Raw genomic sequence first — 13,888 nt, forward strand, 5'->3', positions numbered from 1 at the left:
GACGCCGCCGGGGATTCCGATCTTCTCCGCAGTTTTGCCGGCGGGCCTGGCGCGCGCCAATCAGATCAGCCAGCCAACAGGTAACCAAGATGGACGTGCAAGAAACCACGCCAGCATACCGGGACGCCTTCGCCGAACTGGCGTCGCCATCGTGCATCCACGATCCGTACCCGTTCATGCGGTGGTTGCGCGAGCACGATCCGGTGCATCGCGCGGCGTCGGGCCTCTTTCTGTTGAGCCGCCACGCCGACATCTACTGGGCGCTCCAGGCCACGGGCGATGCGTTTCGAGGGCCGGCGCCGGGCGAACTGGCGCGATATTTCCCGCGTGCGGCGACCAGCCTGTCGCTCAATCTGCTGGCGTCTACGCTAGCGATGAAGGACCCACCGACGCATACGCGCCTGCGCCGGCTGATCTCGCGCGATTTCACCATACGCCAGATCGACAACCTGCGGCCGAGCATCGCGCGCATCGTCGCAGCGCGCCTGGACGGCATGGCGCCCGCGCTGGAGAGCGGGGAGGCGGTGGACCTGCATCGGGAATTCGCGCTGGCCTTGCCCATGCTGGTCTTCGCCGAACTGTTCGGCATGCCCCAGGACGACATGTTCGAGCTCGCCGCCGGCATCGGCGCCATTCTGGAAGGCCTGAGCCGGCACGCCAGCGATCCCCAGCTCGCCGCGGCGGACGCGGCCAGCGCCAGGGTGCAGGCCTACTTCGGCGACCTCATACAGCGCAAGCGCACCGATCCCCGCCACGACATCGTGTCGATGCTAGTCGGCGCACATGACGACGATGCCGACACGCTGTCGGATGCGGAGTTGATCAGCATGCTGTGGGGCATGCTGCTCGGCGGCTTCGCCACCACTGCTGCGACCATCGACCATGCGGTCCTGGCGATGCTGGCGTATCCCGATCAGCGGCACTGGCTGCAGGGAGACGCTATGGGGGTAAAAGCATTCGTCGAAGAAGTCCTGCGCTGCGACGCGCCCGCCATGTTCAGCTCTATTCCGCGAATCGCGCAGCGCGACATCGAACTGGGCGGCGTGGTGATCCCGAAGAATGCAGACGTGCGCGTGCTGATCGCGGCCGGCAATCGCGACCCCGACGCCTTCGCCGATCCAGACCGCTTCGATCCCGCACGGTTCTACGGCACCAGTCCTGGCATGTCGACGGACGGGAAGATCATGCTGAGCTTCGGGCACGGCATCCACTTCTGCCTCGGTGCGCAACTGGCCCGGGTGCAGTTGGCCGAGAGCCTGCCGCGGATCGAGACGCGCTTCCCCACGCTTGCGTTGGCCGAGCAGCCGACCCGGGAGCCCTCGGCGTTCCTTAGGACATTCCGCGCGCTGCCGGTGCAGCTGCATGGGCAAGGGGGCTGAGATGCGCGTCGTGGTCGACCCGGATCTGTGCGGAACCACCGGGCAGTGCGTGCTGACGCTGCCGGGCACCTTTCGCCAGCGCGAGCCGGACGGCGTGGCCGAAGTGTGCGTGGCGACGCTCCCGCAAGGGCTGCACGCCGCCGTGCGGCGCGCGGCCAGTCAGTGCCCTGTCGCCGCCATTCGGGTCATTGAGAGCGACGCCGGCGATGACGAGCGCGCCAGCGCCGACCCTGCGCCTTCTCCGGCAGAAACCGAACGGCATGCCGGGAAAGGCCAGCGCAACCCAGGAGGACACGATGGGAAGGTTTGAAGGCAAGGTGGCTGTGGTGACCGGCGCCGGCGCCGGCATCGGCAAGGCATGCGCCCTCGCCATCGCGCGCGGGGGCGGCAAAGTGGTGGTGGCCGACATTGACGGCCCAGCGGCAACCGCCTGCACCGCTCAGATCGCGGCCGAAGCGGGCCACGCGCTGGCGCTGACCATGGACATCGCCGATGCGCAGGCGGTGGCAGCGCTGTTCGAGGCGGCGGAGCGGCACTTCGGCGGGGTCGACCTGCTGGTGAACAACGCGAGCGCCATGCATCTGACCCCGCGCGACCGCGCGATCCTCGACCTCGACCTGGCGGTCTGGGATCAGACCATGGCGACCAATCTGCGCGGCACGTTGCTCTGCTGCCGGCAGGCCATCCCACGGATCATCGCCCGCGGCGGTGGCGCGATCGTCAACATGTCCTCGTGCCAGGGGCTCAGCGGTGACACCGGGCTGACGTCCTACGCCGCGTCGAAGGCCGCGATGAACATGCTGTCGGCCTCGCTCGCCACCCAGTACGGTCACGCGCAGATCCGCTGCAACGCGGTTGCGCCGGGTCTTATCATGACCGAACGTCTCCTCGCCAAGCTGGACCAGCGCATGCAACGGCATCTGCGCCGGCACCAGCTCCTGCCGCACGTCGGCCGCCCCGAGGACGTGGCCGCGCTGGTGGCTTTCCTGCTCTCCGACGATGCTGCGTTCATCACCGGCCAGGTCGTTTGCATCGACGGCGGAATGCTGGCGCATGTGCCGACGTACGCCGAGGGTGGCAACAGCCGCGCCGCGCGGAATGCCGGTGACAACGCCGAAGCGGCCGCGGCGCCGCGCTGCTGATGGACATGCTGCTCAACCCGCTGAACCGTCGGCACCGACTGCGGTACGACATCCCGATCATGCCCGGCGCCTTTCCCCTGGTCGGGCATCTTCCCGCCATCGTCTACGACCTGCCGCGCCTGCTGAGGCGCGCGGAACGGACGCTGGGCAGCCATTTCTGGCTGGACTTCGGCCGTGCGGGACACCTGATGACCTGCCTGGATCCGGATGCGCTCGCATTGCTCCGGCACAAGGACGTGTCCTCGACAGTGATCAAAGAGATCGCGCCCGAAATCCTTGGCGGAACCTTGGTCACTTTGGACGGTAACGCGCACCGGCAGGCGCGCGATGGGATAAAGGCGGCGTTCCTGCCCAGGGGGCTAACCGAGGCCGGCATTGGCGAGCTGTTCGAGCCCGTCATCCGCGCTCGGGTGCAGGCGTGGCGCGACCGCGGAAACGTGACCATCCTGCCCGAAACTGGCGACCTGATGCTCAAGCTCACCTTCAGTCTCATGGGCATCCCAGCCCAAGACCTGCCCGAGTGGCATCGCAAGTACCGGCAACTGCTGCAGCTGATCGTCGCGCCCCCGGTCGACCTGCCCGGAACGCCCTTGCGGCGCGGCCGCGCCGCTCGCGACTGGATCGACGCGCAGTCGCGCCAGTTCATCCGCGACGCGCGCGCGCATGCCGCGCGCACCGGGTTGATCAACGACATGGTGAGCGCCTTCGATCGCAGCGAAGACGCGCTCTCCGATGACGTCCTGGTTGCCAACGTCCGCTTGTTGCTGCTTGCCGGTCACGAGACCACCGCCTCGACGATGGCCTGGATGGTGATCGAGCTGGCGCGGCAGCCTGAGCTGTGGGAGGCCCTCGTCGAGGAGGCGCGACGCGTGGGCGCGGTGCCGACCCGGCACGCGGACTTGGCGCAGTGTCCGGTCGCCGAGGCGCTGTTCCGCGAGACGCTGCGTATGCATCCGGCGTCCTCGCTCTTACCGCGTCGAGCGACGCAGGAATTACAACTCGGCCAGCGGCGCATTCCCGCGGGCACCAGACTGGGCATCCCGCTGCTGCATTTCTCGACCTCGGCGCTGCTGCACGAGGCGCCTGATCAGTTCCGCCTGGCGCGGTGGCTGCAACGCAAGGGGCCGATCCGGCCGGTGGACATGCTGCAGTTCGGCAGCGGCCCACACGTCTGCATCGGCTACCACTTGGTATGGCTGGAATTGGTGCAGTTCAGCATCGCCTTGGCGCTGACCATGCACAAGGCCGGGGTGCGGCCGCGGTTGCTGAGCGGCGTCGAAAAAGGCCGCCGCTATTACCCGACAGCACAGCCCTCCATGAAAATCCGCATCGGATTCTCATGAGCTAGCATCGCATACGCCTGCTGGCGTGACAGCAACGCCGGCAACATTGCGGCGGCCCACCGTTAGCCGCGGCCATCTCCTGTCACGTACAAGGACATGAACAACATGCAGGCTGTTTCCACGCTACACGACGATCAAACTGGCCTTTCCCCGCTTGGCGGATCGGGCGCGCAGGCGGGCGGCGCATCCGGGAGGCTGTTGCCGGAGATCTGGATGCAGGATGGCGCGAAGCGGGTCGAACAGGCGCTGGCGCGTCTTCTGTGGGCCGAAGACGATGGTGAGACCGAGCTCATGGCGGCGATGCGCTACGCCACCTTGCATGGCGGGAAGCGCACCCGCGCCTTGCTCTGTCTGGCTGCCGGCGCGCTGGCCGACACGCCGGCGCACATGCTCGACGGCGTCGGCGCCGCCATCGAGATGATGCACGCCTGTACCCTGGTCCATGACGATCTCCCCGCGATGGACAACGACGTGCTTCGCCGCGGCCTTCCGACCGTGCACGTCAAGTTCGGCGAAGCCACAGCGATCTTGGTCGGCGATGCGCTGCAGGCGCACGCCTTCCTGACCCTGGCGAGCCTGGATGCGCGGGGCGACAATCGTATCGCGCTCGTGCGCGAACTGGCGCAGGCGGTGTCCACCGAGGGTGCCGCAGGCGGGCAGGCCATGGATTTGTCGCTGGTTGGAAAGCACGTCGAGCTGGACAGGATCTTGGCGGTGCACCGGATGAAGAGCGGAGCGCTAGTCCGCGCGTCCGTTCGCATGGGCGCGTTATGCGCCATCGCGGAGGATGGTGCGCACGCTGAGCTGTACTCTGCGCTCGATCGCTACAGCGCCTGTTTCGGCCTGGCCTTGCAGGTGGTCGACGACATTTTAGACGTGACAGCGGATAAAGCGACGTTGGGCAAGACCCCCGGCAAGGACGCGGCGGCGCAGAAGCTGACCTGCGCTTCGATCATGGGGCTGCAGGGAGCGCGCCAGTTCGTGCTGGATCTGTTGCGCGACGCCGGGGAGGCCATCGCCCCGCTGGGGCCGCGAGCGGAACGGTTGGCGCAGATCCTGCAGCGGGCCAAGGCCTATCTGTTCAAGCACGCGCCATGCGCATGAGCGCGCCCGTCTTTGATGGAGTCGCCCCTGTTTCGCTGCGATCGGCCGGCGGCAGCGGTGCGTGCTGCGCTGTGTCCAAGTCCGCGGCGAAGATTGCAGCGGTTGCCTGGCACGGCCGCGGTGCGCTGCGCGCAAGTCTATGCGCCGGAGCGACGACAGCATCGGCGCGCGTCACCGCGCCGGAGCAAGGCGGCCGTCCGGCGCTACCCACGCGGCTAGCCGCAACCAGCCTGCGGCGAGGCGCGCGGCGTCCGCGCGATCCTGCTTCGTCACCTCTGCAAAAGGAACATCCCGCGTGAACGCGCTGTCCGAACAGATCCTTTCCGAATTGCGCCGCATGCTGGGCGAGATGGGCGATGGCGGCAGCGTCGGTCCGTCTGTCTACGACACGGCGCGCGCTCTGCAGTTCCACGGCAACGTCACCGGTCGGCAGGACGCATACGCCTGGCTCATCGCGCAGCAACAGGCCGATGGCGGATGGGGAAGCGCAGACTTCCCGCTGTTCCGCCATGCGCCCACGTGGGCAGCGTTGCTGGCATTGCAGCGTGCCGGTCCTTTTCCCGGCGCTGCCGACGCAGTGCAGGCTGCAACCCGGTTCCTCCAATGCCAGCCCGATCCCTACGCCCATGCGGTTCCGGAAGACGCGCCGATCGGCGCGGAGCTGATCCTGCCCCAGCTTTGCGGCGAGGCTGCATCCTTGCTGGGCGGTGTGGCGTTTCCGCGACACCCGGCGCTGTTGCCGTTACGGCAAGCGTGCATGGTCAAGCTGGGGGCGGTGGCGACGTTGCCGAGCGGCCATCCGTTACTGCACTCCTGGGAAGCTTGGGGAACGTCGCCGACCACCGCATGCCCGGATGACGACGGCAGCATTGGCATCAGTCCGGCGGCCACCGCCGCGTGGCGTGCGCAGGCCGTGACACAGGGGAGTACGCCGCAGGTCGGGCGCGCCGAGGCGTATCTGCAGGCGGCTTCGCGGGCGACGCGCAGCGGCATCGAAGGTGTCGTTCCCAACGTCTGGCCGATCAATGTGTTCGAGCCATGCTGGTCGTTGTACACCCTGCATCTGGCCGGGCTGTTCGCGCATCCCGCGCTCGCCGAGGCGGTGCGCGTGATCGTCGCGCAGCTCGATGCCCGCCTGAGCGTGCGCGGTTTGGGTCCGGCCGTGCAGTTTGCGGCTGATGCGGACGACACCGCCGTAGCGTTGTGCGTCCTGTGCCTTGCAGGCCGCGCCCCGACGGTCAATGCGTTGCGCCATTTCGAAATCGGCGAGTTGTTCGTCACCTTCCCCGGCGAGCGCAATGCCTCGGTGTCGACCAACATCCATGCTCTGCATGCGTTGCGACTGTTGGGAAAGCCCGCCGCCAGCACCAGCGCCTACGTCGAGGCCAATCGCAACCCCCACGGTCTATGGGGCAACGAAAAATGGCACGTTTCGTGGCTGTATCCCACCGCGCATGCGGTCGCTGCGCTGGCGCAAGGCAAGCCCCAATGGCGCGACGAGCGCGCGCTGGCGGCGCTGCTGCAGGCGCAGCGCGACGACGGCGGCTGGGGCGCCGGTCGCGCGTCCACATTCGAGGAAACCACCTACGCGCTGTTCGCGTTGCACGTGATGGACGGGAGCGAAGAGCAGTCAGGGCGCCGGCGCATCGCGCAGGCGGTGGCGCGTGCGCTGGAGTGGATGCTCGCCCGCCATGCGGCGCATGCATTGCCGCAGACGCCGCTGTGGATCGGCAAGGAACTATATTGCCCCACCCGGGTCGTGCGCGTGGCCGAACTCGCCGGGTTGTGGCTGGCGCTTCGTTGGGGGCGGCGCGTCCTGGTCGAGGGAGCAGGAGCGGCGCCATGATCCAGACCGAACGCGCGCTGCAGCAGGTGCTGGAGTGGGGGCGTTCCCTGACCGGGTTCGCCGACGAACATGCCGTCGAAGCCGTCAGGGGCGGCCAGTACATCCTGCAGCGCATCTACCGGAGCCTGCGCGACACCAGCGCCCGCACCGGCCGCGATCCGCAGGACGAAACGCTGATCGTGGCGTTCTATCGCGAACTGGCGCTGCTGTTCTGGCTCGATGATTGCAACGACCTTGGCCTGATCGCGCCGGAGCAGCTCGCCGCGGTGGAGCGGGCGCTGGGGCAGGGCGTGCCGTGCGCGCTCCCCGGATTCGAGGGCTGCGCTGTGCTGCGCGCTTCGCTGGCCGCGCTCGCCTACGATCGTCGCGACTATGCTCAGCTTCTCGACGATACCCGGTGCTACTGCGCGGCGCTGCGCGCCGGACACGCGCAGGCTGCAGGGGCAGAACGCTGGTCCTACGCCGAGTACCTGCACAACGGCATCGATTCGATCGCCTACGCGAACGTGTTCTGTTGCCTGTCGTTGCTGTGGGGGCTGGACATGGCGACCTTGCGCGCGCGTCCGGCGTTTCGCCAGGTCCTGCGGCTCATCTCCACGATAGGGCGCCTGCAGAACGATCTGCATGGACGCGACAAGGACAGGTCGGCCGGCGAGGCCGACAACGCGGCGATCCTGCTGCTGCAGCGCTATCCGGCTATGCCTGTGGTGGAGTTCCTCAACGACGAGCTGGCCGGCCATACGCGCATGCTGCACCGGGTGATGGCGGAAGAACGCTTTCCCGCGCCGTGGGGACCGTTGATCGAGGCCATGGCGGCCATCCTCGCGCAGTACTACCAGACCTCGACCAGCCGCTACCGCAGCGACGCTGCGGTAGGAGGCCAGCGTGCGCCGGCCTGAACGCGCGGGAGGCGGCGGCGTGCGCGCGCTGCCGTCGGTCCGATCCGACGCAACGCCGTCGCCCGATGCGACGGATGGAGCGAGCATGAGCGACACCGCCCTGAGCCGGCGCAAGGACGACCATCTGATTGGATCGGCGAATGGCGCCGGCCACGGTCGCCGTCGGCTGGGAGTACATCCGGTTCGAACACTGCGCATTGCCCGAGTTGGACCTGACGCAGATCGACCTGCGCGCCTCGCTGATCGGCAGGACCATGCGCGCGCCGCTGCTCTGATCAGCTCCATGACCGGCGGCATGCCACGCGCCGAGGGCCATCAACCGGCATCTGAGCGAGGCAGCGCAAGCCTTGGGGATCGCCATGTGCGTCGGTTCGCAGCGCGTGAGCCTGCAATCCCGCAACTCTCAGGGGCTGACGCGCGCGCTGCGCCGCCTGGCCCCAGACAATTCCCTTGCTGGCCAATATCGGCGCCGCGCAACTGCGCGAGGCCGACGGCCTGGACCTGGCGCGCCGGGCGGTGGATGCGCTGGAGGCCGATGGACTCATCGTCCATCTCAATCCGCTGCAGGAAGCGGTACAGCCGGAGGGCGATCGCGACTGGCGCGGCGTCCTGGCGCAGATCGCTCGCGCCGCGCGCAGCGTGGGCGTGGCGATCGTGGAAGTGGGGTCGGGCCTGTCCCCCTCGGTGGCCTGTGCGCTCGTCGAGGCGGGCGTGGCGGTGATCGATGTCGCCGGCGCCGGCGGCACCAGTTGGGCCGCGGTGGAGGGCGAGAGCGCCCGCGATGTCGCCAACCGTGCAGTGGCGATGGCGTTGGCCGATTGGGGGATCCCGACCCCGGCCAGCGTGCAGGCGGTACGTCGGGCGCTGCCAACGGTGAAGTTGATCGCATCGGGCGGGATCCGCGACGGCGTCGACGTGGGCAAGGCCATCCGCCTGGGCGCGGACATCGCCGGGCAGGCTGCCGGCGTGCTACGCGCGGCGACGGTGTCCACCGAGGCGGTTGTCGCGCATTTCGAGATCGTCATCCGCCAGTTGGCCGTCGCCTGCTTCTGCACCGGCTCGGCTGATCTGGCGGCGTTGCGTCAGGCGCGCTTGTTGCCCTCGGCGCATCTGCCCGCCGGTTGATGTGCGGCTGGCGGGAATGGAGGAGAAGATTCTGGCGCTGTATGGCGGGGCATGACCACGCGCGACATCGAGTCGGCACTGGTGGATCTGTACGGGGTGGAGATCTCGCACACGCTGATCGCGCAGGTTCCCGGGGCGCTTCATTGCACAGCAGGCAGCCCACGTCGACAAGACCGGTGCCTAGGCCCAGCGAGCAAAGCGCGGCGCTAGCCGTGATAGATCTCGCTCAGTTAGTTTGACGGTACGTCAGACGCTTGCCAGCTGCGCCTCTGATGGCAAGGTCCGCACGTTCCCCGTCCTCGATGCCGAGCGCAACGCGGTTTCCGTAGCGGAAGTCAATTCTGAAAGGTAACGGTGAAAGCGCTTCTCAGCGCAGTGCTGATAGACGCCCTTCATGCCGCTCTGTAGTAGCCTTACACCGTGTTGGTGGTGATCGTGGTCATCTCGACAACGGGCTTGCCGCGGACGTGCAGGAGATCGCGGTGGTAGAGCGTCTGCAGACCGAGGAACTGGAACTGGAGCTCGCGTTCGGGGTTCTGGGCCGCGGCGATCCGGTCCAGATCGAACCGGACCAACTCCGAATCGAGCAGTTCGGTCGCGATGCCGGTCTTGAGGTAGGCCGGAAATCCCCGGAAAACTGACGAAACCTCAGACTTTCTCCTCAGCTGAGGCGTATCCGCGCCTGCACTTGGCGCTCTCCAGCCGTCCGAATGCTTCGCCAGCTTCGGCGCTGTCGTCGAAGGTTTGGATCATCACCTGGTCGCTCGTGCCAATTCGGCCCCAGTTGCGGATCAGCGAGATCCCGCCGAATAAAGTCGGCTGGATCGAAAGCAGGTAAAATCGCCGCATGTTGCGGGTGGCGTCGATGCGGCGAAGGCAAAGCGGCCTTTTGCTTGGGGTTCAGCATGCGTGGATTCTCGCTTCCTGCGGAAGTGAGGTCCAATGCTTTCTTTGAATCGATCAGGGCTGAACGATTCATTCTCTTCGTACATCGGCTGCACCACGGATGCCGCGATCCGGCATGCTTAACGCCTTCTTCAGAGATGAAGCTGACCCGCATGAAAAACATATCGGTGTCGCAATCGTCGAACTGCGAGCTAGCAACGATGTTGCAACCATTCTCCGCCAAGTAAGTCGAAATCGCGGCTACAATTCCGCGTGTCGACTTGCATTTCACAGTCAAGACAAGGTTGCTCTTCGTATCTACTCCTGCAAAAGACTTCAGCAAGCTGGTTGTGAAAGCGGCCAGCGTTTGTCCTTCGATTTGAACTCAGCGAAATTCCGCGCTCAGGTCGGCGAGCTCATCCCAAAGGCTTTCCGCAAATCCTCGCAGCACCACCAGCTCGAATCCGTCTTCCGAGACACGGGTGATGTGCGCCGCGATGTGGCCGATCAGCGTCGTCGTCGCATGGGCGACCGGGAAGGCGTTCAAAGCAAGATCTACGGCGGTCCCCTTGGCCAAGACCGACGTTGCTTTTGCGCCGGCGATGGCTATTCGAATGCGGCCGTGGCTCTGGTCGACGACATCAGCATACGGCTTCAGCTTTTGCACGATGTCGGCAAGAGCGGCTGGCGACAACTGCTCGTCGCCGACGACGAACCATTGGCCGGGTGACACACGCCTTTTTGCAAGCGCGTCGCATCTGAACACAGCAGAGATGATACGCGAAACATCACCATCTGCACTTGGAGAAAGCAGATGCAGCACATGGCCTTCGGGAAGAGCACTGACGGTTACGCCAGTCGAGATCAGGGGGGCTTTGCCGGCGAGCGCAGCGCGGTGTTCGATCGCGAATGCGGACATCGGGTCAGCCCTTCAGCTTTTCGTTGACGGGATCGACGAACGTCGGATGGCAGAGGTGTGCGGTGGTGTATTCGTTGCCCAAACCGTTCCATACCATCACTTCCTCGCCATGGCGTGAGGAGCCGCGCCTGACGAGCGCCAGGCCAATGATTGATCCGACATGCGGTGAATAGCAGCTGGAGCTTACATAGCCCTGGTCGTTCTCGAGCGTTGCCGCCGCACCCTTTTCCAGAATGTGCGCGCCGCTGCGGAACGACGTGCTGGGGTCGAGCGGCACAATGCCGACGAGTTGATGTCGGTTCGGATCGTTGAGTCCCTCGCGTTCGAGCAACCGCTTGCCAATGAAGTTCGCCTTCGTGACCGAAGCCATCTTTCCGAAGCCGAGATCGACCGGCACAACCGTGCCGTTGATCTCGTTATGGGTGACGTGGCCCTTCTCAATGCGTAGCACCGACTGGGTCTCGACCCCGTATGCGCAGATTCCATGCGCCTTGCCGGCTTCCATCAGCGCATCAGCCACTGCCTCGCCGTAGCCAGCGGGAACGGCCAGTTCGTAGGCGAGCTCGCCGGAGAAGGAAATGCGCAAAAGCCGGCCCGAAAGCTTGCCGCCAAACAGCGAGACTTCCTTAGCGGCCAGGAAGGGGAACGCTTCGTTGGAAAGATCCTCATCGACTATCTTTTGCAGGATCAGGCGCGATTTCGGCCCAGCGATTGCCATCTGCGCCCACTGATCGGTCACCGAGGCAAGTCGCACATCAAGCTCCGGCCACAGGGCCTGAGAGCAGAATTCCAGGTGGTTGATGACCCCTGCCGCGTAAGCGGTGGTAGTCGTCATGAAGAAGCGGTCGTCCTCGAGGCGGCTGGCGGTGCCGTCGTCGTAGATGATGCCGTCTTCGCGCAGCATCAAACCGTAGCGGGCCTTGCCGACGGGCAGTTTCTTGAAGGCGTTGCAATAAACGCGATCAAGGAATTCCGCGGCGCCCTTTCCGGTAATCTCGATCTTGCCAAGCATCGAGACATCGCAAAGGCCGGCATTGATCCGGACGTTCTTCACCTCGCGGTCGACGCTTTCGCGCCAGTTCTTTTCGTCGGCGAGTGGAAACCAGGCAGAACGATACCATAGGCCCGTCTCCACAAAGGTCGCGCCGTTCTTCACCGCCCAGTCGTGCAGCGGGGACTTGCGCACTGGCTGGAAGTGCTTGCCGTGCGAGGTGCCGGCGAGTGCGCCGAAGGAAACCGGGGTGTAGAAGGGGCGGAAGGTCGTGGTGCCGACCTCGCCGGGCGAAACGCCGCGTGCCTCGGCCAGAAGTCCGATGGCGTTGACGTTGGACAATTTGCCCTGGTCCGTCGCCATACCGTTGGTAGTATAGCGCTTGGCGAGTTCGACGTGGCCATAGCCTTCACGAACCACAAGACCAATGTCCTTGCGGTGAACGTCGTTCTGGAAATCGACGAAGGCCCTGCCCTTGACGCCGGGAATGGTCCAGAGCGGCGTGGTCGGGGGCGCGACGATATCGCCCTCGACGAGGCCGAAGGCGCTTTCCTCTGCCTTTATCTCCAGCTTGCGCAACAGTGCCGCCGCCTTTGCTGCACCGGCCTTCAGGCAGGCGGCGAGGCCGCTCGCCGTCGCGGCCGCTCCGGCCAGCGAAAGTCCCTTGTGATCCTCCGCTGCCACGAAGGCGGCATCGGGATCTGACCATTGCGGCCTGCCGCCACGGTGGTAGGCGAGCTGGATGACCGGGCCGAAACCGCCGGACATCGCGAGGGCATCAACCGAAAGCTTTTCTGTCCGTCCATCCTTGAAGACAGTGATCGCGGAAAGCGCCTTGCCGCCTTCGGCATCGGATACGACGCCACCACGTATCATGCGGGCTGAACCCTGATACACGCCTGCTGCTGCGCCTGTCGGTCGGCTGTCGATGATAGCAGCAAGCCGCACGCCCGCCTTTTCGAGGTCGCGAGCCAGCGCATAGCCGCTGTCATTGGTGGTGAAGATCGCTACCGACCTGCCGGGTGCAACACCGTAGCGGTTGAGATAGGCGCGCATGGCGCCCGCCATCATCACGCCAGGAATGTCATTGCCGCCGAAGACGAGTGGTCGCTCCTCCGCGCCGGTGGCGAGAATGGCTTGCTTTGCCACAACGCGCCAGAGCCGCTCGACCGGCACCGCGGCGCGCGGATCGGAAACGTGCTTCTGGACTCGCTCGACGGCGCCAAAGACGTTGCTGTCATACCAGCCAAAGGCCGTGGTGCGCGAGAGGAGCTGTACATTGGGAAGGCTTCCGAGCTCCGCAACCGCTCGGCCGGCAAATTCGACTGCGGACGCGCCGCCGATCGTCGCGGTTTCGGAAAGAAGTCCACCGCCGAGCATCGCATTCTCGTCGACGAGGATGACGCGAGCGCCCGCACGGCCGGCAGTCAGTGCAGCGGCAACGCCCGTGGCGCCGCCGCCTACAATCAGCAGGTCGCAGTGAGCCCAGCACTTTTCATAGCGGTCAGGATCGGATTCGTAGGTGGCCTTACCGAGACCGGCTGCCCGGCGGATGAAGGGCTCATAGAGCTTTTCCCAAAGGCCGGCCGGCCACATAAAAGTCTTGTAGTAGAAGCCGGCGGAAAGGAAGGGTGACAACAGACCGTTCAGCGAGCCGATATCGAAATCCAGCGAGGGCCAGCGGTTCTGACTCTCCGCCACGAGACCCTCATAGAGCTCCTGCATCGTGGCCCGGGTATTCGGTTCCGTTCGTCCGCCGTGGCCAATCGTCATCAGCGCGTTCGGCTCGGAGGCGCCGGCTGATAGCACGCCGCGCGGCCGGTGATACTTGAAGGAACGGCCCATCAGCATCTGGCCATTGGCGAGCAGGGCCGAAGCAAGGCTGTCGCCTTCAAAACCGGTCATACGCTTGCCGTCGAAAGCGAAAGACAAGGGCTTCGAGCGATCGATCAGACCGCCCTTGTCAAGCCGATAGGACGTCATTGCGCCGTCTCCTTACGAGCAGCGGTGTCGCGCGCGCCTTCAATCTCATGCGTCGCGGTGTCGCGCGTCACCACCAGCCAGCGGCGGCAACCGGAAGTGTGGTGCCAATGTTCGTCGTACCGGCCCCGCGGATTGTCACGTAGATAAACATAGTCGAACCAAACTTCCCGACCGGCGTCTGCAGCGGGACGAGCGAGTGCCGCGCCCTTCACAGTGAATTCTTCCTTGGGTCTCAGACCGCAATGTGGGCAGGGGATGAGGCTCGCCATTTC

General features: G+C 65.7%; 12 protein-coding genes and 4 pseudogenes. 9 read left to right on the forward strand and 7 right to left on the reverse strand.

Features of this window, described 5'->3' with window-relative positions; genetic code table 11:
- Nucleotides 1-89 precede the first annotated feature (89 nt).
- From ACKWRH_RS06360 to ACKWRH_RS06400, 9 genes and pseudogenes are all read left to right on the forward strand, one after another.
- Nucleotides 90-1,379 (forward strand): cytochrome P450, encoded by a 1,290-nt coding sequence (locus ACKWRH_RS06360; RefSeq protein ID WP_445219774.1) that lies wholly within the window; start codon nt 90-92, stop codon nt 1,377-1,379.
- A 1-nt stretch (nt 1,380) separates the two neighbouring features.
- Nucleotides 1,381-1,689, forward strand: a complete 309-nt coding sequence (locus ACKWRH_RS06365) for a ferredoxin (protein WP_445219775.1) — start codon at nt 1,381-1,383, stop codon at nt 1,687-1,689.
- Nucleotides 1,676-2,521 (forward strand): SDR family oxidoreductase, encoded by an 846-nt coding sequence (locus ACKWRH_RS06370; RefSeq protein WP_445219776.1) that lies wholly within the window; start codon nt 1,676-1,678, stop codon nt 2,519-2,521. The genes ACKWRH_RS06365 and ACKWRH_RS06370 overlap by 14 nt, the downstream gene beginning before the upstream one ends.
- Complete coding sequence (locus ACKWRH_RS06375) at nt 2,521-3,864, forward strand: cytochrome P450 (RefSeq protein ID WP_445219777.1); 1,344 nt, start codon at nt 2,521-2,523, stop codon at nt 3,862-3,864. The genes ACKWRH_RS06370 and ACKWRH_RS06375 overlap by 1 nt, the downstream gene beginning before the upstream one ends.
- Nucleotides 3,865-3,960: 96 nt before the next feature.
- Nucleotides 3,961-4,968 (forward strand): polyprenyl synthetase family protein, encoded by a 1,008-nt coding sequence (locus tag ACKWRH_RS06380; protein ID WP_445219778.1) that lies wholly within the window; start codon nt 3,961-3,963, stop codon nt 4,966-4,968.
- A gap of 295 nt (nt 4,969-5,263) precedes the next feature.
- The gene (locus tag ACKWRH_RS06385; RefSeq protein ID WP_445219779.1) at nt 5,264-6,814 is read left to right on the forward strand and encodes a hypothetical protein; all 1,551 of its coding nucleotides are present in this window, start codon (nt 5,264-5,266) and stop codon (nt 6,812-6,814) included.
- Nucleotides 6,811-7,713 (forward strand): terpene synthase family protein, encoded by a 903-nt coding sequence (locus ACKWRH_RS06390; protein WP_445219780.1) that lies wholly within the window; start codon nt 6,811-6,813, stop codon nt 7,711-7,713. Before ACKWRH_RS06385 ends, ACKWRH_RS06390 begins: the two co-directional genes overlap by 4 nt.
- Before the next feature lie 85 nt (nt 7,714-7,798).
- Nucleotides 7,799-8,838: pseudogene (gene fni, locus ACKWRH_RS06395) on the forward strand (type 2 isopentenyl-diphosphate Delta-isomerase).
- 1 nt (nt 8,839) lies between these two features.
- Nucleotides 8,840-8,979: pseudogene (locus ACKWRH_RS06400) on the forward strand (transposase); the annotation flags it as partial.
- A gap of 85 nt (nt 8,980-9,064) precedes the next feature.
- Here ACKWRH_RS06400 and ACKWRH_RS06405 read toward each other — a convergent pair.
- The 7 genes and pseudogenes from ACKWRH_RS06405 to ACKWRH_RS06435 form a co-directional block, all read right to left on the reverse strand.
- A pseudogene (locus tag ACKWRH_RS06405) lies at nt 9,065-9,249 on the reverse strand (IS1595 family transposase); the annotation flags it as partial.
- 2 nt (nt 9,250-9,251) lie between these two features.
- The gene (locus ACKWRH_RS06410) at nt 9,252-9,413 is read right to left on the reverse strand and encodes a hypothetical protein (protein WP_445219781.1); all 162 of its coding nucleotides are present in this window, start codon (nt 9,411-9,413) and stop codon (nt 9,252-9,254) included.
- A gap of 73 nt (nt 9,414-9,486) precedes the next feature.
- The gene (locus ACKWRH_RS06415; protein WP_445219782.1) at nt 9,487-9,687 is read right to left on the reverse strand and encodes a WGR domain-containing protein; all 201 of its coding nucleotides are present in this window, start codon (nt 9,685-9,687) and stop codon (nt 9,487-9,489) included.
- A gap of 169 nt (nt 9,688-9,856) precedes the next feature.
- Nucleotides 9,857-10,063, reverse strand: a pseudogene (locus ACKWRH_RS06420) (ACT domain-containing protein); the annotation flags it as partial.
- Between the two features lie 45 nt (nt 10,064-10,108).
- Nucleotides 10,109-10,642 carry a sarcosine oxidase subunit gamma family protein gene (locus tag ACKWRH_RS06425; protein ID WP_445219783.1) on the reverse strand — a complete coding sequence of 178 codons (534 nt, stop codon included), beginning with the start codon at nt 10,640-10,642 and terminating at the stop codon, nt 10,109-10,111.
- Nucleotides 10,643-10,646: 4 nt separating this feature from the next.
- Nucleotides 10,647-13,616 (reverse strand): sarcosine oxidase subunit alpha family protein, encoded by a 2,970-nt coding sequence (locus ACKWRH_RS06430; protein ID WP_445219784.1) that lies wholly within the window; start codon nt 13,614-13,616, stop codon nt 10,647-10,649.
- On the reverse strand, nt 13,613-13,885 hold the full coding sequence (locus tag ACKWRH_RS06435; protein WP_445219785.1) for a sarcosine oxidase subunit delta: 273 nt from the start codon (nt 13,883-13,885) through the stop codon (nt 13,613-13,615). The genes ACKWRH_RS06430 and ACKWRH_RS06435 overlap by 4 nt, the downstream gene beginning before the upstream one ends.
- Nucleotides 13,886-13,888 lie beyond the last annotated feature (3 nt).

The organism is Bradyrhizobium sp. Pa8, from assembly GCF_052588265.1.

Bases quoted from the DNA above. Each gene is read 5' to 3' on its own strand.
- ACKWRH_RS06360 (WP_445219774.1), top strand. From the start codon at position 90: ATGGACGTGCAAGAAACCACGCCAGCATACCGGGACGCCTTCGCCGAA.
- ACKWRH_RS06365 (WP_445219775.1), top strand. From the start codon at position 1,381: ATGCGCGTCGTGGTCGACCCGGATCTGTGCGGAACCACCGGGCAGTGC.
- ACKWRH_RS06370 (WP_445219776.1), top strand. From the start codon at position 1,676: ATGGGAAGGTTTGAAGGCAAGGTGGCTGTGGTGACCGGCGCCGGCGCC.
- ACKWRH_RS06375 (WP_445219777.1), top strand. From the start codon at position 2,521: ATGGACATGCTGCTCAACCCGCTGAACCGTCGGCACCGACTGCGGTAC.
- ACKWRH_RS06380 (WP_445219778.1), top strand. From the start codon at position 3,961: ATGAACAACATGCAGGCTGTTTCCACGCTACACGACGATCAAACTGGC.
- ACKWRH_RS06390 (WP_445219780.1), top strand. From the start codon at position 6,811: ATGATCCAGACCGAACGCGCGCTGCAGCAGGTGCTGGAGTGGGGGCGT.
- ACKWRH_RS06415 (WP_445219782.1), bottom strand. From the start codon at position 9,687: ATGCGGCGATTTTACCTGCTTTCGATCCAGCCGACTTTATTCGGCGGG.
- ACKWRH_RS06425 (WP_445219783.1), bottom strand. From the start codon at position 10,642: ATGTCCGCATTCGCGATCGAACACCGCGCTGCGCTCGCCGGCAAAGCC.
- ACKWRH_RS06430 (WP_445219784.1), bottom strand. From the start codon at position 13,616: ATGACGTCCTATCGGCTTGACAAGGGCGGTCTGATCGATCGCTCGAAG.
- ACKWRH_RS06435 (WP_445219785.1), bottom strand. From the start codon at position 13,885: ATGGCGAGCCTCATCCCCTGCCCACATTGCGGTCTGAGACCCAAGGAA.